This is a genomic window from Geodermatophilus sp. Leaf369, from assembly GCF_001424455.1.
Classification (GTDB): Bacteria; Actinomycetota; Actinomycetes; order Mycobacteriales; family Geodermatophilaceae; genus Klenkia.
On sequence record NZ_LMQA01000004.1, the window covers coordinates 471261 to 493319 of the forward strand.

Annotated in this window: 15 protein-coding genes and 1 pseudogene; 10 read left to right on the forward strand and 6 right to left on the reverse strand. The window is 66.8% G+C overall.

Annotated features, from left to right (window positions below; all coding sequences use genetic code 11):
- Positions 1-32 precede the first annotated feature (32 nt).
- From drmD to ASG36_RS21630, 6 genes are all read left to right on the forward strand, one after another.
- The gene (gene drmD / locus ASG36_RS18590; RefSeq protein WP_235495245.1) at positions 33-3164 is read left to right on the forward strand and encodes a DISARM system SNF2-like helicase DrmD; all 3132 of its coding nucleotides are present in this window, start codon (positions 33-35) and stop codon (positions 3162-3164) included.
- Positions 3165-3181: 17 nt separating this feature from the next.
- The gene (locus ASG36_RS18595) at positions 3182-7171 is read left to right on the forward strand and encodes a type IIL restriction-modification enzyme MmeI (protein WP_200944559.1); all 3990 of its coding nucleotides are present in this window, start codon (positions 3182-3184) and stop codon (positions 7169-7171) included.
- Positions 7168-10836 carry a DISARM system helicase DrmA gene (gene drmA, locus ASG36_RS18600; protein WP_055767433.1) on the forward strand — a complete coding sequence of 1223 codons (3669 nt, stop codon included), beginning with the start codon at positions 7168-7170 and terminating at the stop codon, positions 10834-10836. Before ASG36_RS18595 ends, drmA begins: the two co-directional genes overlap by 4 nt.
- On the forward strand, positions 10833-12938 hold the full coding sequence (gene drmB / locus ASG36_RS18605; protein ID WP_200944561.1) for a DUF1998 domain-containing protein: 2106 nt from the start codon (positions 10833-10835) through the stop codon (positions 12936-12938). The genes drmA and drmB overlap by 4 nt, the downstream gene beginning before the upstream one ends.
- Positions 12935-13648 carry a DISARM system phospholipase D-like protein DrmC gene (gene drmC / locus ASG36_RS18610; protein WP_055767437.1) on the forward strand — a complete coding sequence of 238 codons (714 nt, stop codon included), beginning with the start codon at positions 12935-12937 and terminating at the stop codon, positions 13646-13648. The genes drmB and drmC overlap by 4 nt, the downstream gene beginning before the upstream one ends.
- A gap of 110 nt (positions 13649-13758) precedes the next feature.
- On the forward strand, positions 13759-14202 hold the full coding sequence (locus ASG36_RS21630) for a very short patch repair endonuclease (RefSeq protein ID WP_082523277.1): 444 nt from the start codon (positions 13759-13761) through the stop codon (positions 14200-14202).
- Here the strand turns inward: ASG36_RS21630 and ASG36_RS18615 are convergent.
- Positions 14159-15343 (reverse strand): DNA cytosine methyltransferase, encoded by a 1185-nt coding sequence (locus tag ASG36_RS18615; RefSeq protein ID WP_055767439.1) that lies wholly within the window; start codon positions 15341-15343, stop codon positions 14159-14161. The two genes, ASG36_RS21630 and ASG36_RS18615, sit on opposite strands and share 44 nt — an antisense overlap.
- A gap of 124 nt (positions 15344-15467) precedes the next feature.
- Here ASG36_RS18615 and ASG36_RS18620 point away from each other — a divergent pair, with 124 nt between their 5' ends.
- A complete protein-coding gene (locus tag ASG36_RS18620) occupies positions 15468-16379 on the forward strand; it encodes an HNH endonuclease (RefSeq protein WP_200944562.1) in 912 nt (303 codons plus the stop codon).
- A gap of 63 nt (positions 16380-16442) precedes the next feature.
- On the opposite strand, the gene ASG36_RS18625 is transcribed toward ASG36_RS18620, so the two are convergent.
- The 4 genes and pseudogenes from ASG36_RS18625 to ASG36_RS22075 form a co-directional block, all read right to left on the reverse strand.
- Positions 16443-18185, reverse strand: a complete 1743-nt coding sequence (locus ASG36_RS18625) for a DUF262 domain-containing protein (protein ID WP_200944563.1) — start codon at positions 18183-18185, stop codon at positions 16443-16445.
- Between the two features lie 295 nt (positions 18186-18480).
- Positions 18481-18867 (reverse strand): Tm-1-like ATP-binding domain-containing protein, encoded by a 387-nt coding sequence (locus ASG36_RS22780; protein ID WP_055767445.1) that lies wholly within the window; start codon positions 18865-18867, stop codon positions 18481-18483.
- A gap of 187 nt (positions 18868-19054) precedes the next feature.
- Positions 19055-19144: pseudogene (locus ASG36_RS23110) on the reverse strand (hypothetical protein); the annotation flags it as partial.
- A 176-nt stretch (positions 19145-19320) separates the two neighbouring features.
- Positions 19321-19602 carry an aldo/keto reductase gene (locus ASG36_RS22075; RefSeq protein WP_055767448.1) on the reverse strand — a complete coding sequence of 94 codons (282 nt, stop codon included), beginning with the start codon at positions 19600-19602 and terminating at the stop codon, positions 19321-19323.
- A 50-nt stretch (positions 19603-19652) separates the two neighbouring features.
- Between ASG36_RS22075 and ASG36_RS18640 the strand changes: the two genes are divergently transcribed.
- Entirely contained in the window at positions 19653-20291 is a 639-nt protein-coding gene (locus ASG36_RS18640) for a MerR family transcriptional regulator (protein WP_162245210.1), read from the forward strand.
- Complete coding sequence (locus tag ASG36_RS18645; protein WP_055767455.1) at positions 20288-21151, forward strand: hypothetical protein; 864 nt, start codon at positions 20288-20290, stop codon at positions 21149-21151. The genes ASG36_RS18640 and ASG36_RS18645 overlap by 4 nt, the downstream gene beginning before the upstream one ends.
- A gap of 7 nt (positions 21152-21158) precedes the next feature.
- On the opposite strand, the gene ASG36_RS18650 is transcribed toward ASG36_RS18645, so the two are convergent.
- Positions 21159-21707: a GIY-YIG nuclease family protein gene (locus ASG36_RS18650; protein WP_055767458.1), complete on the reverse strand. Its 549-nt coding sequence runs from the start codon at positions 21705-21707 to the stop codon at positions 21159-21161.
- A gap of 49 nt (positions 21708-21756) precedes the next feature.
- Between ASG36_RS18650 and ASG36_RS18655 the strand changes: the two genes are divergently transcribed.
- Positions 21757-22044, forward strand: a complete 288-nt coding sequence (locus ASG36_RS18655) for a hypothetical protein (RefSeq protein WP_055767460.1) — start codon at positions 21757-21759, stop codon at positions 22042-22044.
- The last annotated feature ends 15 nt before the right edge of the window (positions 22045-22059 follow it).

Below are 22059 nucleotides of genomic sequence, written 5' to 3' on the forward strand. Positions count from 1 at the left end.
TGACTTGCGCTCGGTACCGGAGCCGGGCCAGATTGCCATGGTCAGGCGCCACGTGGGCTGTCACCGACGTCCGCGTTCAGGGACTTCCCCGCAGCGGCGCCGACGACGCAACGAGCGGCCTCCAACATGCCGTCACCCTCCAGTCCCTCGACGAAGACCGACTCGGCGAGGAGCTCCAGGTCGTCTGGGAGCTTGAGCAGGGTCGCTCGCTGAGGCCGGAACTGGGTCTGCCGATGACGCTCGATCCGGAACGCTTCGACGACCCCAGCCGGCTCGCGGCCTTTATCGACGCGCTCCGCTGGGGCGCCATCACCTCGGCCGACTCGCAAGTCGTCCAGGCGCCTTTCCGTAGCGGCGCGAACGTCGAGGCCTACCAGCTCGAACCACTACGCCGAGCACTGCGTGAGACCCGGGCCAACTTGCTCCTCGCCGACGACGTCGGCCTCGGCAAGACCATCGAGGCTGGCCTCGTCGTCCAGGAGCTGTTCCTGCGTCACCGCGCCCGCACAGCGATCATCGTCTGCCCCGCCGGCCTTGCCCTGAAGTGGCAGGACGAGATGATCGAAAAGTTCGGACTCGACTTCACGATCATCAACTCCGGGACTATGCGCGAGGTCCGGCGCAGCCACGGGCTGCACGCCAATCCGTTCGTACTCTTCCCGCGGATCATCGTCTCGATGTCCTGGCTCCCTGGCCAGCGCGCCCAGCGCCTCCTGCGCGACGTGTACGCCCAAACGGCGAAGCGCGAAGGCGCCCGCCGGTTCGCCTACGACATCCTCGTCGTGGACGAGGCCCACCACGTAGCGCCCTCAAGCCCGCAGCGCGTCGACAAGCTCAACATCACCCGCCGCGGTTACGCCGTCGACTCGCAGCGCACGCACGCGGTCCGCGAGCTCGCCGAGAAAAGCGAGCACCGCCTCTTCCTCAGCGCCACCCCACACAACGGCTACGTCGAGTCGTTCACCGCGTTGCTGGAGATGATCGACCCGCAGCGCTTCGTCCGCGGCTCCCACATCGACCGCTCGGCGCTCCGCGAGGTGGCGGTCCGGCGCTTGAAGCGCGACTTGAAGGAAGCCAAGGGATTCAAGGAGCGGCAGGTCACTGCCCTCCCGTTCAAGCCGACCACTTCCGAGGAGCAGGCGTACGAGCGACTCCTTGCCTTCACCCATCGGCGTGACAAGGCGGTGGTTACGGGCGACGGCGCGGTCAAGCAGGCGCGCGACTTGGCGACACTGCTGCTGAAGAAGCGCTTCTTCTCCTCTCCCGTCGCCTTCGCCAAGACCGTCGACGTCTACCTGCAGACGCGGTTGCGAGGCGTCGACGCGGACTTGACCGGCGACTACGACGACGTCCTGGGCGTTGACGCCGACGACCTCGAAGAGGGCAGGTCCGGTCAGACGGAGCTGCTCACCCTCGCCAGCACCCGGCGCAAGCTCCCGCCCCTCACGGATGAGGACGTCGAGGACCTCCGCTGGCTGAGCCACTGGGGCCACGACTTCGACGGCACCGTCGACTCCCGGCTCGCCGCGCTGGTCCGGCACCTGGACGGCATCCTGCTCGCGGGTGAGCACTGGTTGGACGAGCGCATCGTCGTCTTCACCGAGTACGTGGACACGCTGACGTGGATCCGGGACAACCTCCTGCAGCACGGCTACGACGCCGAACGGATCGCGATCATCGACGGATCTTCCGACCCCGAGCAGCGAGAGATCACCCGCGCCGAGTTCAACGAGCCACCCCGCAAGACCAAGGTGCGCGTCCTGCTCGCCACTGACGCCGCCGGCGAGGGCATCGACCTCCAGGCGCACTGCCACCGACTCTTCAACTACGACATCCCGTTCAACCCCAACCGGCTGGAGCAGCGCATTGGTCGGGTCGACCGCTACGGCCAGGACCACCAGCCCGACATCCGACACTTCCAGCCGGTCGGCGGTCGATCCGGCCTGGCGTCCGACGTCCACTTCCTTGCGCTTGTGGCGGCGAAGATCGCCCGGGTGGAGCTTGACCTGGGTTCCGCGAACGAGATCATCGCCCCGGACATCCAGCGGAAGCTCGCCGGCTCCGTCGTGGCCAGCCGCTCGGAGAAGGACGTCCCCCAGGGCGACCGAGCGATCAACGAGATGCTCCTCGGTCAGCGGCAGGTCAACGCCGAGCTGACCGCCCTTGAGACGCAGCTGCAGGAGGACCGCGAGAGCCTGCATCTCCGGCCGATGAACCTTTGTCGAGTGGTCGAGACGGCGCTTGAGCTCGACATGCAACCGGCCTTGATCCACGCCCACGCAGAGGGGGGCGACAACGCAGTCTTCGAGCTCCCCGACCTTGCGCGCTCGTGGGAACCGGTGACGCGAGGCCTTGCCAGCCGGCTGGAGCCAGACCGGTTGCGTCCCATCACCTTCGACGAGGACGTCGCCCGCGGCACCACCGACGTCGTCCACGCTCACCTCGGCCACCCGCTGCTCCAACGATCCACGCGCCTGCTGCGATCGGCCTTGTGGGGCGGGGAGTCCGACCTGGGCCGAGTCAGCGCCGTCGTGGTCCCGGGGCTAAACGAGTCGTTTGCCGCCGCGGTGGTCCGGTTGGTCCTCGTCGGCCGCGGCGGCATCCGGCTGCACGAGGAGGTTTTCCTGGCCGGTACGCGACTGACCCGCCGGCAGCAGGTCGGGGTCGAGAAGGCTGAAGACCTGCTGGCCCGAGCTCTGGACGGCGACGAGCTGACCGAAGCGCCGGACGACGTGCGGAAGGAACTCGCGACAGCCTGGGACGACGACGCAGGTCTGCGAGCCCGTGTCGAGGAGGCCATCCGGACCCGGGTCGAGAAGCGGACGCAGGACGTCGAAGCCCGGCTGGCGAAGCGACGCGGCGAGGACCTCGCCCGCGTCGACGCCATATTCACCCGGTTCGGCCAGACGCTGCGCGAGTCCATCGCCGAGGCGGAGAACCTGCAGGAGGACGCGGAAGCCATGTTGTTCGACGTGGAGCAGCACCAGTCGGAGCGGGATTTGAGGCAGATGCGGGCGCGGCTCGACGAGCTGGACGAGGAGCGCAGACGCGAGAGGCGGGCCGTCGAGACCCGCTACGAGGACGTCAAGCCGTGGCCCTTTCCCGCCGCCATTCTCTTCGCCATCAGCCCCGCCGACGCGGAAAAGGGGGTGTCGGTCCGATGAGGCGTCGGCCGCCGAGCGTGTCTCGGCTGCACCAGGATTGGCTGGCGCAGGTGGAGACGGATGGCCCGTTTTTGTCGCTGCCTGTCCTCAAGGACATGTGGCCGGACGGGATGGACCGGCTCAGCGACGTCGACGACCGACTGGTCGCGTTCAAGGAGAACCACGCCGCCTGGGAGACGGCGTTCGACCGCTCCCGGTCCGGTTCGGTCGAGGAATACGGCCGTGCCGTTGCTTCCTGGATCGACGTGGTCCTCGACGATCTCGCGCTGTGGGGACCCCATCGGGTCGCGGCAGCGGGCCTCTCGGGTGATCTGGTCGTCCGGTCCCCCGGCGAGACGATCACGGTGCGTCCCGACGGTGGGCTCGGTGGCCGTGACGACGAGCTGGTGTGCCTGCTCCGCGTCGTACCCTCGACGGAGAGTCTTCATGCCGCGGGCTTGGACGGCTGGTCGGCGAGCGAGATCGACCGGATGGCCGCGCTGCTGCGCAAGGCGCACGTCGCGATCGGCGTAGTGACCGACGGCCGCTGGTGGGCGCTCGTGTGGACCGGTGAGGGCACCACCACCGGATCCGGTGTGGTGGATGGGCTGACCTGGCGCGAAGAGCCGCAGCTGCGCGATGCCTTCCTGACCGTGGTCAACGCCTCTTCGCTGCGCCACAAAAACCCAGAGCGCCGGCTGCCGCGCCTGTTCGAGCGGAGCGTGCTTGAGGCCGAGGAGATCACTGAGGCGCTCGGCGTCCAGGTCCGCAAATCTGTTGAGCTGCTCGTCCAGTCCTTCTCCGAGGCCAGACTCGCCGCGCGAGCCAAGGGGTCGGTCGACCCGCTGTGCGAGGACCCGGACGAGATCTACCAGGCCGCAGTCACGGTGATGATGCGGGTGGTCTTCCTGCTCTTCGCCGAGGAGCGCGGGATGCTTCCGACCGCGGAGCTGTACCGGGCCGCCTACGGAATCAGCGACCTGCTCGACGATCTGCAAGCTCGGGCCAGGCGAGAGGGTGAGGAGAACCTCGATCACTCCTCCGACGTCTGGCACCGACTCCTCGCAGTCAGCAGCGCCCTCTACAGCGGTGCCAATTTCGACGAGGTCCGTATGCCGGCCTACGGCGGATCGCTGTTCGACCCCCAGCGGTTCCCGTGGTTGGCGGCCGAGCGCCCCGATGGCGGCCTCCGTCTCCGGGTGTCGGACCGCACTGTGCTGCACGTCCTCGAGTCGGTGCAGGTGGCCAAGGTCGGTGGCCAGGCGCTTCGAATCTCCTTCCGCGACGTCGACGTCGAGCAGATCGGCTACATCTACGAAGGGTTGCTCGGCTACACGTGCCGTGAGGTCGATGCCGACGTGGTCCTCGGACTGGTCGGCAAGGAGGGCGAAGAGCCCGAGATCGACCTGGACACCGTGGCCAACATCTACGACCAGTCGACCGGCGGGACGGACTTCGCCGCCCGGCTCACCGAGTGGGTCAAGCAAACGCAACCCGCGGCCAAGCTGGTCTCTGCGGCCAAGCTCGCCAAACTCTACGATGCCGAAGTCGATGAGGCCGAGATGAACCGGCTGCTCAAGCCGGTCGCCGGGGATGACCACGACCTGCTGACCGCCCTCGTTGACTGGTCCAATTACATCCGCCGCGACCTGCGCGAACTTCCCTACGTCGTCCCGCGCGGCGGCCTGGTGGTCTCCGAGACCCCATCGCGCAAGAACGCCGGCGCCCACTACACCCCGCGGTCGTTGGCCGAGGAGGTCGTCCTCCACGCCCTGCAACCATTGGTCTATGAACCCGGGCCGCTTCAGACCAAGGACGAAGACGCCTGGCGGCTGAAGTCCAGCTCGGCGATCCTCGACCTCAAGATCGCGGACATCGCGGCTGGCTCGGGCGCATTCCTCGTCGCCGCCGCCCGCTACCTAGCGGACCGCCTCGTCGAGGCGTGGACGGCCGAAGGCATCGTCGACGCCGACCACGTCGACGGCAATCTTCGGACGCGTGCCATCCGCGAGGTCATCGCGCACTGCCTCTACGGCGCCGACATCAACGGCATGGCCGTCGAGATGTGCAAGCTGTCCCTCTGGCTGGTCTCCCTCGACCCGACCAAGCCATTCTCATTCGTCGATGACAAGATCTTTCACGGTAACTCACTGCTCGGCCTGACCTCTATCGACCAGCTCAGGCATCGGCGTGTCGACCCAAAGCCCATGATGTTCGAGCAGCTCACCGCCTACGTCGACGCCGAAACTGTGCTTCATGAGGTCGTCCGCATCCGTCGGCAGCTGGCCACCGCCGTTGACGACCGAGACCCGCAGCGCACCCGAAACGGTAAGCACCAGCTACTCCGGCAGTCCCAGCAGTTAACAGCGAAGCTCCGGCTCATCGCCGACGGCATTGTTGCCACCGCACTCCGCCTCGGCGGCAAACCCGGCGCTCCGCTCGACGACGCGTACAAAGGCCTTGAGGGTGCGTTGATCACGGCGCTTCCCGCAGACGACACCCGCGGCGACCCAGCGGACCTTGAACGCATTATCGATCAGGGACTTACCCCGACGGTTCCCACCGACTACCGACGCTGGACACCGCTCCACTGGATCATTGAAGTCCCCGACGTCCTCCTTGAGCACGGCGGTTTCGATGCCATCGTTGGCAATCCTCCATTCATGTACGGTCGTGATATTTCCACAGCCCATGGTCCAGAGCTCCGCCGCTGGTATCTCAACATACTCAGCGAAGGGCGCGACGGCGTCGCCGACCTATCCGTCTACTTCCTCCGACGGGCCACAGGCCTAGCGGCCGCGAACGCGACCCTTGGACTGATCGCCACTGACTCGATCGCTCAAGGGGACAGTCGAGATGTTGGCTTAACTCCTCTACTAGCAGAGGGTCTGGCGTGGATCTACAGGTCAACAAAAAGCACACGCTGGCCCACCCGCAGCGCTAAAGTGCGAATCGCAAAACTGTGGCTCGCTATGGGTCCCTCTGATCCACAGAGTTTGCTCGCTCAGTGCGACGGTCGCCACGTGCATCGAATCGACGCCGCATTGGAGCCCGCCGGTCGCACCCTGAGCGATCCGGTGAAGCTACTGGAAAACAAGGGCCTGGCATTCATGGGAGCTAATCTAAACGGGATCGGGTTTCTCATGGACCCTAGCGAGGCGAGACGCATGATTGTGGCGGAGCCTACGAACCGGGAGGTCTTGCTACCTTATCTGACGGGAGACGACCTCAACGATTCACCGAACTTAGCGGCCTCGCGGTTCGCCGTGAACTTTCACGATTGGGATCTCGCAAGAGCATCTCACTACAAAGAACCGCTGAAGCACCTTGAAAGAAACCTGCGGGCCTACCGCCAAGGACTCACCAACAAGCCGAAGCTCCAGCACTTCTGGTGGATCTACGAGCGCCGAGCCGTGGCACTATCTGCCGCACTTTCGGGACGAACTGACGTGCTGGCGATAAGTCTCGTGAGCAAGTACTTGACTCCGACGCGAGTCCCGGCCGCACAACTCTTCAGCCATAAGGTGGGCGTGTTCGTCGATTGCAGCTTTGCAAGCATAGCCATACTCTCGTCTGGCGTTCACAGCATTTGGGCCGAGCGGTTCGGATCCACACGGGGCGTTGGATTGAACTATTCGCTGACCGACATCTTCCAAACTTTCCCGAGACCAATGCCGAACGACGAGCTGGCACGGACTGGGCGGGCTATCGCGGAAGCCAGGGAGCACGTGATGACGAGCAGAGACGTGGGCCTGACTGCAACCTACAATCTTTTTCACAACCCAGAATGCTGCGATGCCGATATTGTCGAGTTACGGGCAGCCCACCTTGATCTCGATCGGGTGATGCTCGACTCCTATGGATGGGGGGACCTTGACACCTCTGTCTCCTTCTATCCACGACACAAAGAGTCTCGCCTGGAATGCTCCCCCGACGTCAAGGCGGAGCTGCTCAACCGGTTGATAGAGGAAAATCACCAACGCGCAGGATCCAGCCGCCGGCTCGATCGAGACAGAAGGATTCGATGAGCGAGGCTGGGCCTTCGGTGGTTGTTCGACAGGAGCTCCTCAGGAGCATCCGCCAAGAGCTGCTCGGCCCCCGGGGCGGGGCCGAAGAAGAGATCCCGGCCAGCCCACGGGCCATGTACGCCATTGGGGGAATAGCACCCGTGACCATTGACCCCGGGCTCGACCGCCTGCCGTTCGACGCCGATGGAGCGGAGAGCCAGGGCGTCGATGGCGCTCCGGTGCAGGCGATCAGCGAGGCCGACCCGGAGCACGCCGGTCAACACGGCGTTCCCGTGCCGACCGACGAGGAGATTGCGACCGCGGATTCCGATGACGAAGAGGACTCCGGACCGAAGGGTGCTCTGACCCACCCCTCGTCCATGGGCCTGCGCTTCCAGGTCGCGTCCGATGCTGGCTCGCTGGTCGTGACGGCCGCGTGGGGCCGGTACGGGAGTTTCCAGCGCGTGAACGAGGAGACCGGGCGCAATCGGACTTGGTTCCGGCGGGAACCCGTCCAGGTGGCGGAGGAGATCGATCTGGCGGGCACGAAGGCTCGCCGTACCGAGGTTGTCCAGCTGAAGCAGGACGTCAGCCTAAGAGTCGAGGTTTTTCCTCTCGGCGATCGCTTGATCGTAGAGCTGGCCTTGAGCAACGACCGTGTCACTGGTGACGATGCGCCGCCTGGCGACTGGCTCTTCCAAACGGAGCTGAGCGTGAAGGCTCGGGAGGGCTCGGCCTGCTTCCTGCCGAGCCGCGATATTTGCGAGCCGGGCTACCGGGAGGACGACCCGGAGCGACGACGTCTTGACCTGCAGTACAAGCACAGGCTTGAGTACGCGGTCGGCCGCACTTGCTCAGTGAATTGGGAGGAAGCGGGCGACCAACGACGGGCCACCAAGGTTTTGACCACGTGGCTGCCGACGGCCGACGTCCCTCAGACAGTCGCGGGCGCTGCAGGTCAGACCGTGACCGCGATGCGCGTCCTGGCCGATATCGGGGCCGGCGACATCCGCCGGGCACTTGAGCCGATGGTCTCCGGGTACGTCACGTGGCTGGACGAGGACCAGGCGAAGACGGCTGGTTCCCTCCCCGACCACCTCAAGGAGACGGCGTCCGAGGCGATCGGCGACGCGCGCATCGCTGCATCGAGACTAGAGGCCGGCCTCGCGCTCCTGGAGGGCGACCCGGACACCCTCAAGGCGTTCCGGTTCATGAACCGCGCGATGCGCCGTCAGCGCATCCGTTCTCAGGTCGCCGCCAAGAGGGCCGCCAATGCCGGCGTCACCGTGGACGAAGCCCTGGCCGAGGTGGAAGCCGACGGTGACAAGGCCGCGTCATGGCGACCGTTCCAGCTGGCCTTCATCCTCATGCAGCTGCCGGCGCTCGTGAACCCGTCCGATCCCCATCGCAGCGGCCACGACGCCCGTGTCGAGCTTCTCTTCTTTCCTACCGGTGGCGGAAAGACGGAGGCCTATCTCGGCCTGGCCGCGTTCACGTTCGCGATACGGCGACTGCAGGGCACCCTCCAAGGCAAGGACGGAGAACTCGACGGCGGTGACGGCGTCGCCGTGCTCATGCGATACACCCTTCGTCTCCTGACCTCCCAGCAGTTCCAGCGCGCCGCAGCACTGGTCTGCGCTACCGAGCTGATTCGCCAGGAAGACGAGGCAACCTGGGGCAGCGAGCCCTTTCGGATCGGCTTGTGGGTCGGTAGCAGCGTCAGTCCAAAGCGTTTCGCCGAGGCACAGGCACAGGTGCAGCTGGCCAAGTCCGAGGACGGCAGGGCCCACGGCCTCACCGTGCTGCAGATCAAGCGTTGCCCCTGGTGCGGGACGCCGATCGATCCGAAGAGCGACGTCGAGGCGGTAGCTACGACGCAGCGGATTCACGTCTACTGCGGTGACGACGCGGAGGAGTGCCCGTTCTCCGCGCGGGGACCGGAGGACGAGGGGCTGCCCATCCTCACCGTCGACGAAGAGATCTACCGCCATCCGCCCACGTTCTTGCTTGCCACCGTCGACAAGTTCGCACGGCTGGCGCGTGAGGGGGAAGCCGCGAGCCTCTTCGGCTACGTCGCCGAGCACTGCGAGCGGCACGGCTACCGCCACCCCGACGCCCGCGGCGACTCTTGCAAGGGCCAGAAGCACAACGCGGTCACGAAGGGCGGCGTCGCCTACCCAGCCGTGGAAGTCCGGCCGGTGCCGCGCCTGCGGCCTCCGGACCTGATCATCCAGGATGAGCTGCACCTGATCACTGGAGCCCTGGGGACGGCGGTCGGTGTCTTCGAGAACGTCGTCGACGTGCTCTGCTCGTGGTCTCAGGGCGGCCAGGCGGTTCTACCGCTGATCGTCGCCTCCACGGCGACGGTGCGGAAGGCCGATGAGCAGGTCCGCAACTTGTACGGGCGCGGCGTCGACGTCTTCCCGCCCCAGGTCCTCGACGTCCGGCACACGTACTTCTCCCAGGAGCTGGCGGTGACCGAGGACCAGCCCGGACGGAAGTATCTGGGTGTCGCCGCGCACGGCATCCGGCTCACGCTCGCCGAGATCCGCATCGCAGAGGTCCTTCTGCTCGCCGGGCAGAAGCTGCTCGACGAGCACGGCAAGGCAGCAGACCCGTACATGACCTCGGTCGCCTACTTCAGCGCGACCCGTGAGCTGGCCGGCATGCGTCGGTACCTCGACGATGACGTCACCACGCGTGTGTCGGGCAAGACGGAGCCGTTCCCGCGCCGGACGACGGACTTCTCGCGCCTTGCCATCGGCGAGCTGACATCTCGGATCTCCGCGTCCGAGATCGGCGCAACGCTGGATGGGCTGGCCCTTGAGTTCGACCCGGGGCGCTGGAGCACGGCCGGCAAGGCCGCGTTCGGCAACGCGATGCAGGAGGGGAAGGTCAAGGGCGGGTACGGCCAGCGGCCATACGACTTCGTGCTCGCCACGTCGATGCTGCAGGTAGGCGTCGACGTTCCGCGCCTGGGCCTCATGCTGGTGGTGGGCCAGCCGAAGAACACCGCCGAGTACATCCAGGCGTCGTCCCGCGTGGGACGCGATGCCTCGAAGCCCGGTCTGGTCGTGTCGCTCGCCAACTGGGCGAGGCCACGCGACATGGCTCACTTCGAACAGTTCCGGCACTACCACGAAACGTTCTACGCCCAGGTGGAAGCGCTCAGCGTGACGCCGTTCTCGGAGGCTGCCCTGGAGCGCGGGCTCATGGGCGTACTCGTCAGTGCAGCGCGGGTGCTGGACGTCGGCCGGCCCGACTCCCTGTCTCCGGAGTTGGGCGCCGGCCGGGTCCTCGACGAGAGCCAGCGTCTGGACAAGGTCATCGAGCGCCTGACCGAGCGAGCCTCGCGGGCGTACCTCGAGCCCGACTTCGACGAGCGCGTCCGAGCCAAGCTGATCCAGCGGAAGGACCGCTGGTTCGGCCGGGCCAAGGAGGAGTCAGGTGGGCTGGTATACGAGCGGTCGACCGACAAGAACCAGCTGACCCGCCCCCTGCTCATCAGTCCTGAGGTCCGGACTACGACTGCCGCGGAGAAGGTGTTCGTCGTCGCGAACTCCATGCGCGAGGTACAGCCGGAGATCAACCTGCTCGTCAGCCCAAGCCCAGACCGGCTCGCCGCCAAGGAGCCCGTCGATGCGCCACGATGGGACTTCACCCCGCCCACAGGGAAGGACGCATGACCACCGTGTCGGACGACGCGACTGAGGTCACCGACCTCTCCGGGGCATCTCCCGAGCCGGTAGTGGCGAGCGTCGAGCAGGAGCTCGACCCGATCGCGGACGTCGAAGACAACAAGCCGAAGAACCGAGCCAAGGTCGGCGCCGTCCGACCGTCCGCGCTGCTCTACACGCAAGGCATCGGCTCGACGGTCGACCTACCGCACTTGTCGGTCATGCCGCACGGGCTGGACGACTGGGAACGCATCTATCGGCGACGCCCCACGCCGCCGGAGACGATCGTCGAGCCCCGACTGCTGCAGGTCGTCCAGGCACATCTCGAGAAGAGCGTGCAGGAGCTCCGGAAGCCGCCATGGGCTTCGGCCGAGATCGGCCAGCAGGACTCGGCGACGGACCTCGGCATCCCCGGCCGGATCTTTCCGCAGTGGCTCCGGTGCACAGGCTGCGGTCTGCTCGGGCAGGTGTCGGACGGCGTCAGCTTCGAGTACCGGAACACCAACCCGTTCCGGCCGGACAAGGCGGAGTTCGTACACATGAAGTGCACCGGATGGTCCGAGGAGGGCGCGACCAAGCGCAAGCCCCGCGACCGCACGGCCGTCCCGGCCCGCTACCTCATCGCCTGCCAGAAGGGTCACCTCGACGAGTTCCCCTATGTCGCCTGGGTGCACCGCGGTGAGAAGTGCCCCGCCGCTGCCCGGCCGCGCCTGCGGATGCAGGAGTGGAAGAGCAACCTGGGTCCGGACGTCCGGATGACCTGCCAAGCGTGCAAGCGGAAGCGCGGCATGCTGGAGGCGACCGCCCGCGGCGCTGACACCAAGCTGCCTCGCTGTCGTGGACGACACCCTCACCTCGACGCGTTCTTCAAGTGCCAGGAGCAGGGCCGCCTCATGCTCCTCGGCGCCGCCAACCAATGGTTCTCGAACACCGTGAGCGCCCTCTCCCTGCCTCGGGAGGATCAAGCATCGGCGTCCGAGCTGGCTCCGGCCATCAAGTCTCTGCCGAAGCCGGTCCTGGCTGCCATCCACGGCCCGGAGGCCATGGACTCCCTGAAGCTCCTCGCTGGCGTCAACGGCCTCGGCGGTCTTGAGGACGTCGACAACGCCGTCCTGTGGGATGCCTTCCAAATCGCGACCAGTCAGGCGACCGAAGAGGACCAAGCCGATCAGGCAGCTGCCCGTCGTGATCCTCGGACCCTGCTGGCACCCGAATGGACCGTGCTGAGCGACCGGTCGAAATTCACGAAGTACAGCGGTTCCTCCGACTTCAAGGCAGAGTCACGCAAGGTCGCCGAAGAGCTGGAGCCGATGGTGACGGGTGTTGTAGCGGTCGAACGGCTCAAGAAGGTGAATGCCTTCATCGGTTTCACCCGGATCGATGCCTTCGACCGCATCGACGACGCATCAGATCGCGTCGCACCTCTGACCCGCACGGGTACTCCAACATGGGTCCCGGCAACCGAGGATCGTGGCGAGGGCGTCTTCCTGCAGTTCGACGAGGAGCGCGTCGCCGCTTGGGAAGCCGACGTGCTCGTCCGTCCGGTGTGGCAGCGCTATCGCGAGGCACATCGCCTCAACTTCCTGCGGCGGACGAGCAAGACCGCCGCAGAGATCGATCCCGACGGGCGTTTCCCCTCCCCGCGCTACTGGGCGATCCACACGCTGTCGCACCTGCTCATCCGGGAGATGGCGATGTCCAGCGGATACGGCTCGGCCAGCCTCACCGAGCGGATCTTTGCCTGGCCCGAGAACGGCGACGTCCCAGCAGCGGCCGGCCTCCTGATCAGCACCACGTCCTCGGACAGCGAGGGAACGCTCGGCGGCCTGGTGGAGCTGGCCAAACCGGCGAAGCTCCGGGGAGTGGTGCTCGAAGCTCTTCGCCGAGGCACCCGGTGCTCGTCGGACCCCATCTGCTCCCACCGAGCGCCCCGTGGCAAGGAAGACTTCCTCCACGGCGCGGCCTGCCACTTCTGCCTCTTCGTCAGCGAGACGAGTTGCGAGCGCACCAACCGCTTCCTCGACCGGCGGATGGTCCTGGACCTCGTGGCCGACGACAGCGTCGCGACGCCCGGGCTGTTCTCCGTCCTGCTGCCGGCCGGAGCGTGGTGACGGCGGCGGCCGAGCTCGGGGCGTTCGTGACGAAAGAGGAGGCTCGGAAGCTCAAGGCGAATCTGGCGCTCGGTCACGGGCTGCTGCACCAAGCCATCCGCGGTGTCCACCCGTCGCGGCGGGCCCGGGCTCACGAGCTCCTTGAGGCGGTCCTCACGGATCTCGGCGGTGATGTCGGCGCCGTGTCCGTCGTCCTCGAGGCGCTCGGGGGCGTGGCTCAGGCGGTGCGACCGCAGCTCGTCTGGACGTCACCAAGTCTTCCCAGCAGCGAGGGGCACACAACGCTCGCCGTGTCTTCACTGATCAACGAGGCACAGACGTACGTCTACGCCGCGACCTATTCGGCGGGTATGGGGTCGGCGTACTTGACGGCGTTGCGCCAGGCGCTGGAGCGGGGCGTGAAAGTCACCGTCGTCGTCGACCGCAAACAGCAGGGGCAGATCGCTGCGGCGCTCGCCGCGAAGCTCGGCGGAGCTCGCATCTGGACGTTGCGCGAACCCGACGACGGCAAGTGGGCTGTCCAGCATGCCAAGCTGGTGATGGTCGACGGTCTGGCGGCGCTGGTGACGAGCGCGAACTTCTCCGCGGCGGCTGCCGAGACGAATCTGGAATGTGGCGTCCTCCTACGAGACGCCGCCGTGGCGAAGTCGGTCAAGTCCCACCTCGACCGTCTGCGTGAGTGCGACTACCTGGTGGACTACACCGCCTGACTGAGTCAACTGGGGACATCGCGGTTCGGGTGCGTCGGCGTGCGAGGCTGGTATGCGTGCCGGCAAGGACTCCCCAGCCCGGCCCGCACCCCGGGTCGTCCAGCTCCGAGATGTCGCGACGGATGAGCGCCGTCCGGAAGCGCGACAACGGACCGGAGATGGCCGTCCGCCGCCTGCTACACGCGGCCGGGCTCCGTTACCGGGTGGCCTGGCCGGTTCCGGGTCAGCGCAGACGAACGATCGACATCGCTTTCACCCGGGCGCGGGTCGCCGTCTACATCGATGGCTGCTTCTGGCACGGCTGTCCGTTGCACGGGACGTCCCCCAAGGCCAACGCTGCTTGGTGGGCGGAGAAAATCGCCGCCAACCGAGCCCGCGACGCCGACGTCACTGCTCAGCTCCATGACCTGGGTTGGACGGTATTGCGGTTCTGGGAGCACGAGCCGCCTCCGGACGTCGCAGCAAGCGCCCTCGCCGTCGTGCACGGCGGTACGCCCAGCTCGGACGATGTCAAGGCGCCGCAAGCATCACGTGCTCGTCGAGCGCAGCCATGAACTCGGCCGTGTGCCTGAGATTGCTCCGCTTCAGACGGTCTCGAAAGCCCCTCGTCGCTCGATAGGACAGCGGCTCGCTGCCGTAGCGATCGAGCACGGTCACCAGGTGCCGGTTGTCACCGGCGGGAGAGCGTGGCCACTCGGACACGGCTACGTCCCAGGTCTTGCCGTCCACATGCGCCGCTGCTCGGGGCCACGAGGAACCCGGCATGTGAGGAGACTTATTATATCCGTCGATCGCCGCCTCGGTCTTGCCTGAGCTCAGCAAGCCCTCACCGATCCACGCAGCCACAGGGACGCTCACTGCGTTGCCGACCAGCTTCCAACGGTCCCGCGGAGGCGCTGACTCGGTCCAGCCAGCCGGAAATCCTTGAAGCACCTCCGCTGCCTCGATCGAAGGCCGCACGATCCGTCGCCCGGAGCCATTTCCAGGAACCCAGACGGCGGGAGGACTGGCGATGCTGACCGTCGTCGAACCTTTGAGCGTCGGTACAGCGTCAACAGCCCAACCGACACCGCGGTTGCCCTCGGTCGAATAGAAGCCGTAGGCGCTGTCTCGCCACGCCCCGCGGGCGGCCCCGTCTGGTTCCTCCGAGGGATCGTCCTCTCTGAAGAGAACCGCTGCCGGGTCCTGAACTGCTGAGGCCAGCAGGTAGACCCGTTTGCGGCGCTGTGGCAATCCGAACGAGCGAGAGTCGATCGTCCGGTAGGCCCAGGCGTAACCGGCTGCCTCGAGACTCGCCGTGATCTCCTGGATGGCGCTTCCTCGGCCCAGACGGAGCATGTTCGGGACATTCTCGATGAGGACCCACTCGGGGCTGGACTGCGCCAACAGCTGGAGGATGCGGCGGATCAACCCTGAGGCCTCGCCGTCCAGCCCAGTGGTTCGCCCTGCTTGGGAGAGGTCGGTGCATGGGAAGCCCGCCGTGACGATCGCGGCGTCGTCGAAGCCGCTGAGCTCCGTGACGTCCCGACTCAGCTCCGCCTCAGGCAACTGGTGCGACAGGACCGCGCGCGCTGGGCCCCATCGCTCGTACAACTCGGTGGGACCTCGTAAGCCAGCCTGCCGGAGCCCGAGCTCAAGACCCCCGATCCCTGCGAAGAGCCCCAGGATCGGTCTGTCATGCACGAGCTCGAGCATGGCAGACCAAACATACGGCCGCGCGCCGCATGGGCGACACGCAAGCTCGCTTGCGGACGGCGGTACGACACGCCCCGAGAGCGACGTGGTTGTGGGTGAGCCAGCTCGCAGGCAGGCTCAGCTGGTGGTTGACGGAGTTCGCGAGGAGCACATCAGAGCAGCAGCACTGGACTGGCTGAGCAAGGTGACTCTCGACGGGACGGTGCCGGTCAGCCGTGTCCAACTGAGGGACGACTTCCAGGTCGACGGCAGCCGCTTTCCCTTGGTCGACGCCGGGCGAGGGATTCGCAAGCCGCGCGGGTGGTCGGCGGCACTGAGCATCCTGACCGCAGCACCGGAAGGTGCAGCCTGGCGACCCTACGACGACTCGGAAGGCCCTGACGGGCTACACCGCTACAAGCTGCGACGGGATGAGGGCGGCGCCGCAGAGAACGCCGGTCTTCGCGGGGCAATGCACCAGCAGGCGCCCCTGCTGTGGTTCTGCGGGATCCGCCCTGGCATCTTCCAGGCCATCTTCCCTGTGTATCTGATCGCCGAGGAACCAGAGCAAGCGCAATTCGTCCTGGCGCTCACCGAGGAGCAGCGGCAGGTCCAGCCGGGGAGCAAGATCGAGGCGGCGTTGCGGCAGTACCTCGTCACGATGACGCGACGTCGGCTGCACCAACCGCTCTTCGCAAGTCAGGTCATGCTGGCGTACGAGACACGGTGCGCTGTCTGTTCGCTCAACCACCGTGAGCTCCTGGACGCCGCGCACATCATCCCGGACTCGCAACCGCGCGGCGACGCCGTCATCACGAATGGGCTGGCGCTCTGCAAGCTCCACCACGCGGCCTTCGACCGCAACATCCTAGGTATCCGGCCGGACTACACGGTGGAAGTCCACCCGCGAGTGCTGGACGAACAGGACGGTCCGATGTTGAAGCATGGGCTGCAGGAACACCACAACAAACCTCTGATGAAGGTGCCGGCGGCCAGGCGAGAACGGCCAGATACGGACCGACTACTAGAGCGCTACGCGATGTTCAAGGCCGCTTGACTGCCCTCGTGACGCGTTGACCCGACGCGGCACGAGTTCAGCCCTTCGGCGAGCGCCAAAGCGTCAGGAACTCGAAGTCACCGACGATGGTGAGACGCCAAGCCGCTGTTGCAACCGCTGTCGGAGCAGTGACTTTCTCTTCTCGTAGAAGTCCATGAAGCCAACGATCGAATTCGGGAGAGAGTCGAGATCGTTCTGTTGGACGTAGGTGTCGACATGGTTCGGTGACGCAAAGGCATGAACTAGCCACTCAGCGGGGAGCTCGGCCTGCTTCTCGATGTTGACCGTCCCCTGCAGGAGTTGGAGGTTGGGCAGCCGATCGACGCAGTCCATGAAGGTCGGTACTTCATGAGGCGCCACGCCGGCGTCCGTCAGGCGCTTCTTGGTGAAACGCGACCTCGGGAAGACGTGATCTTCGTGGAAGATCTTGCTGAGATCAAGACCGGGGTAGAGCATCGCCAGAACTGGGAAGGTCCGCTGCCCGCCGTACTTCAGCTCCAGCAATTCGTCGATCTCGGTCGGGTCGAACTCCAGGGACTTCCCTATCGAAGCCATGACCGTCTGGATCGGAGCGACGGGGAAATCGGCGCCGGCCGAATCGTCGATGGCCTGACGAATCCGGGCAAGGGTGGTGTCCAGCCCGGAACCCCAGATCCCGCGCTTCATGACCGACCGGTTGACCCACTTTTGCAGCGCCAACCGGTCCTGCGCCCGAGCCGTCGAGTCGAGGTAAGAATCGTCGAGCCCCTTCGACGCCAGGAAGTATGCGATGGGTATCACCACACTGTCCGCCGTCAAGCTCCTGCTCGAGAAGCCGAACCGGCTGAGGAGTGTGGCTGCTCGCAGCAAGGACTGTCGCGTCAGATCCCAGGCGTCCTCGACCTTCTTCATGTTCTCCTGGGTGAAGTTGGTTACGCGGAACTGCAGATTGACACCCGCAACCATCAACGCAGTCTTGAGAACAACGTCCTTCGAAAACCCGAATTCCCGCGAGCCGCCGGTGTTCAACTCCTGGACCAAGGCACGCACTTCCTCGCGCGCATCGCGGTGCTGCCACTGATTGGTCGCCATGGAGAGGAGCAGGTCGGAGTACGACAATGTTGTGCCGCCACTGTTAACCCGAACGAAGATGTCGAGCACCTTGTCGGCATCCTGTGATCCTTCAAGAAAATAATTGATCGGCTTGTTCACGCGCACCGCGTCGTAGAGGCTGTACAGCCGCTTGTACGAACCTGTGCTGTTCAAGTCCAAACCACGACTGGTCAACGCGTCCATCAGGGCCGGGCCGGCATTCTCGAGCTGGAGGATGTCACCGATTCGAAACCACTTGGACGGTTCGCCCGCCTTCGGCTCCGCTTCGGAATCCGTCAGGAAACGGAGGTCGTACCGCAACGACAGCTCTTCGTGATCTGCGTCGTCCAGCAGGTTGAGGTACAGCCTCTTCTTTGGGAAAGCGTCGGAACTGTTCCACCAGGCGTACTTCTTCTTTTCTGCATGACTCCCGTAGACCGCGATGTTCAGAGCAGTGAGACGCTGCTGCCCGTCGAGGATCGCCACCGTGGACTGACCGGTCGGCACAGTCGCCTTGGTGGCATAGGGGTGGCTCTTCTCGTGGTAGTCCGTGAGGAAGTCGTAGAACGCGTAATGAGACGCCGTATTCGATTCGACCTCCCAGAAGAGGAACGACCCGATAGGGTAGCCCCTCATCAAGCTGTCCATCAGTCGGCGAATCTGATCCGGACCCCAGACGAACTCCCTCTGGATCGCCGGTAGCAGGTAACGCTTCTCATGGATGCCAGCGAGCACCTCTTGAACCGTCACAGGTGTCTGGAAAGCCATTGGATCCCCCGTCGCAGCTTCGGATTGAGGCGCATGCACCATAGCCTCCCCACCGGGCGACCGGTGAGTTCGTCCTGATCCAGGGCGACAGCCCGGCGACGGGCGCGATGCCGGGACGTCGGGCAGTCATCCGACGAGCGCAACACCCCGCCTGCGAGCACCTTGGACAAGGCGTCAGCTAGGGCTGTTTCTGTCGCCAGCCTGAAGGAAGCTCAGCCATAGCTCCATTCTCGGAGTATCGAGCCATGCGTGCCTCTAATAGTCAAGCCTGAGGCCCCAAGCGAATTACTCGCTCGCTGATGGTCTTGCCCCTGCGTCGCCGGAGCCGCGATCGGAGAACCACCGGACCCACCGACGGCGAGACGGCGGGCCGCCTGCCCTGCTTGAGGAGATCCCGGACGACGGCTGCCGCGCCCTTCCCCATCGTGTCCATCACCGCGCCGCGGTCACGGGCTGCCAGCAGCGGGCCGACGTCCACACCCGACCGGGAGGAGACCTCGGACGACGGGATGTCGGCCGCCGCGTCGTCGCTGGAGCTGCCGACGTCGACCGCGACGACCTCGCAGCCGGCGGCCTGCAGCTGCGCGCCCGGCCAGCTGTACTTCTGGCCCTTGGTGTCGAGCGTGGCCAGCAGATCCACGGTCGCCATCGACCGCCTCCTCACTCGTCGAATCGGGTGTTCGGGGTCGTGGTCGGTGCCGACGCAAGGCCGACTCCGTGAGCGCCGGCGGTGCGTAGCCGGCATCGTCGGCGCGGATCTTGGTCCCAGGCGGCAGGATTGCGTCGATTGCGTCCAGGACGTTGTCGGTCAGGACGACGTTCACCGCCGGCAGCTGGCTCGTCAGCTGCTCCATCGTCCGCGGCCCGATGATCGACAAAGTCACTTGCGGGGGCCGGATGATGAACGCGACCGCCAGCTGCGACATCCAGCTTGCGCTGGTTGACTGGGTCCGATGGGTCGTAGCGCGACGCCATCCGGCCACCCATCGCCGACGCGCGGTGCGTCTCGGGGGCGTTTGACGCCCTTGCGCCACCTGCGCCACCTGCCCGATAGCCAGCGACCGGCCAGTGGGCTCCACACCTAAAGGCCCATGCCGTACTCCTAGGCCCCCGGCAGCAGCTGGCGCTCGATCCCGCGCACCAGCATCGCGTAGGGCGGCTGCTCGGTGAAGAAGCTGTCGGATTGCCGCACCGACGCCACCCACTGCGCCTGCACGACCCGCGACGGCAGGAAGGTGGACGAGCCGAGGCAGCGGATCTTCCTCGCCCGCTGCATGTCGGTCAGCACGTCGAGGGGCTCCTCAATCTCGGTGTCCAGCGACGGGTGGTGGATCTGGTACCGGTCGATGTGGTCGGTCTGCGGGCTACGCAGGTGCAACTGCATATGCGGATCCACAGTTGACAGCAGCACTATCGACAGCCATGCTGTCGACCATGCGGATCGCAGAGCTGGCGTGCGCGAGCGGGGTGAGCGCCACCTCGATCAAGTGGTACGTCAGCGAGGGCCTGCTCCCCGCCGGCGAGCGCACCGGCTACAACCAGACCGAGTACACCGAGGACCACCTCACCCGCCTGCACCTGGTCCGCAGCCTCATCGAGGTCGGTGGGCTCAGCGTCGCGGCGGTCAAGGACGTCCTGGCCGCCGCCGATGACCCCGGCCACCCGTTCGGTAACACCCTGGGCATCGCGCAGGCCTCGCTCCCCCGGCCCGCCACACCGCCGTCCGACGAGTCGTTGCGACAGGTCCAGGAAGCGGCGGACGCGCTGGGCTGGCAGGTCCACGACGCAAACCCCGGCCTGCCTGCGGCAGCCGCCGTCCTCGACCGGTACCGCGCCCTGGGTCGCGACGACCTCGCCGCCACCCTGCCGAACTACCTCCGCGCCGCCGAGTTGGTGGCCGAGGCCGACCTCGACGCCGTCACCAAGATCCTCGACCAGGGGCCGGCGGTGGCGGCGCAGACCGTCGTCGTCGGCACCGTGCTCGGGGACGCCCTGTTCGCCGGACTCCGCCGCATGGCGCAGGAGAACGAGTCCGTCCGCCGGTTCGCACCCACCCCCGGGAGCCCCACATGACCGCCGTCCTCGACCGTCCCGCCGTTCGGACCCTCAACCGGCCGCTGCTCGGCCTGGCCGCGCTCATGGCGGCCACCGCCGTCGTCATTGCCGGGCTCGCCACCGTCGACCCGGTGCAGATCACCGGCACGAACGGCTGGTTCAAGCCGCTGAAGTTCTCGGTCTCCATCGCCGTCTACGCCCTCACCCTGGCCTGGCTGCTCAGCCTGCTGCCCCAGCGCCGCCAGCGGCTGGGCCGGCTCGGCGCGTGGGTCGTCGTCGTCGCCATGGTCGTGGAGATGCTGGTCATCACCGGTGCCGTCGCGGCCGGCACGACCAGCCACTTCAACGTCTCCTCCCCCACCGCGACCGCCCTCTGGGCAGCCATGGGGACGGCGATCGCCGCCGTCTGGCTGGTCACCCTCGTCGTCGCGGCCCTGCTCTGGCGACTGCCGGACGCTGACCCCGCCCGACAGCTGGCCATCCGGGCCGGACTGGTCATCGGGCTGGCCGGCATGGCGGTGGCCTTCTTCATGACCTCGCCGACCAGCGCCCAGCTCGACGACTTCGCCGGGGTGGCCGGCGCGCACGCCGTCGGGGTCGCCGACGGTGGGCCGGGCCTGCCGTTCCTCGGCTGGTCGACCGTGGGCGGGGACCTGCGGGTGCCGCACTTCGTCGGCATGCACGCCCTGCAGGTGCTGCCGCTGCTCGCCCTGGGTCTGGAGCTGCTGTCCCGCCGGGTCCCCGCGCTGCAGGCACCGGGCGCTCGCTACCGGGTCGTCGCGATCGCCTCGGTGGGGTTCGCCGTCCTCGTCGTCCTGCTGACCCTGCAGGCCCTCGCCGGCATCCCGGTCACCGAGCCGCTGGGGTTCATCGACTGACGGGTCGTCAGCGACCGGCGGCCTTTGCGGCCTCACGCCAACGCCGGCGTGCGTCGCTCACATAACCGTGCAGCGGGTGGGCGGTGTTGTCGGCCAGGTTGAGCGGCGGCTCCAGCTCGGCGATGACGGTGGCCTCCACCGTCCACGGCTCCGGGTGCTCGGCCCAGGTCAGCTGCAGCGTCTGGGCCATCCACTCCGACAGCGCCAGCTCGTCCCTGTTGACCAGCACCGGCCGCGACGTCCAGCGGCTGTGCCAGCCCTGCTGCTCGCTGAGCAGCGCTGCCAGCGAGCGGCGCAGCGTTGAGGAGCCCGTTGTCCCGCGGACGTGGTTGCCCACCACCCGCGAGCGCAGCGTCGCCTGCGAGGTCGACCCGCTCGGCGCGATGCCGACGTAGAGCAGCTGCACCGGGGCACTCGGGTGCTTGGGTCCGGAGACGCCGGGCAGCGCACCGAACCGGCCCCACCAGGCGTAGAGGCCGGGGACGGCCGGCACGGCGGTCGGCGCCTCCGTGACCGGTACGGGCTGTGCGTGCAGAGCTCTGACGACGGCGTCCACCGCGTCAGTCAACCCGGGCCGCCGACGCGACTCCTCCTAGGCTCCCTGCGTGACCACACCGCAGCAGCCCCGCCCCCTCCCCGTCCGGGTGCTCGGCGGCCTCGGCGTGCTCGGCATGGCCAGCCCGCTGGTCTGGGTGGTCGTCCTCGCGGTGTTGTGGCTCGTCGCGCGTGACCGGCTCAACGGGGGCCTGGTCTTCTACGTCTTCGGATCGACGCTGCTGGCGATGATCGTCGGGGTGCTGCTGTTCGCCTGGGCCGACCGGCTCGACCAGCGGCGTCTCCACCCGGACGGTAGAGCTCGCGCGGACGACAGCGAGGTCGACGGGCAGTCCTGAGCGGCACCGCTCCCC

Bases quoted from the DNA above. Each gene is read 5' to 3' on its own strand.
- ASG36_RS18645 (WP_055767455.1), top strand. From the start codon at position 20,288: ATGACCGCCGTCCTCGACCGTCCCGCCGTTCGGACCCTCAACCGGCCG.
- ASG36_RS22780 (WP_055767445.1), bottom strand. From the start codon at position 18,867: ATGGCGACCGTGGATCTGCTGGCCACGCTCGACACCAAGGGCCAGAAG.
- ASG36_RS21630 (WP_082523277.1), top strand. From the start codon at position 13,759: ATGTCGCGACGGATGAGCGCCGTCCGGAAGCGCGACAACGGACCGGAG.
- ASG36_RS18615 (WP_055767439.1), bottom strand. From the start codon at position 15,343: ATGCTCGAGCTCGTGCATGACAGACCGATCCTGGGGCTCTTCGCAGGG.
- drmA (WP_055767433.1), top strand. From the start codon at position 7,168: ATGAGCGAGGCTGGGCCTTCGGTGGTTGTTCGACAGGAGCTCCTCAGG.
- ASG36_RS22075 (WP_055767448.1), bottom strand. From the start codon at position 19,602: ATGCAGTTGCACCTGCGTAGCCCGCAGACCGACCACATCGACCGGTAC.
- ASG36_RS18640 (WP_162245210.1), top strand. From the start codon at position 19,653: ATGCGGATCGCAGAGCTGGCGTGCGCGAGCGGGGTGAGCGCCACCTCG.
- drmB (WP_200944561.1), top strand. From the start codon at position 10,833: ATGACCACCGTGTCGGACGACGCGACTGAGGTCACCGACCTCTCCGGG.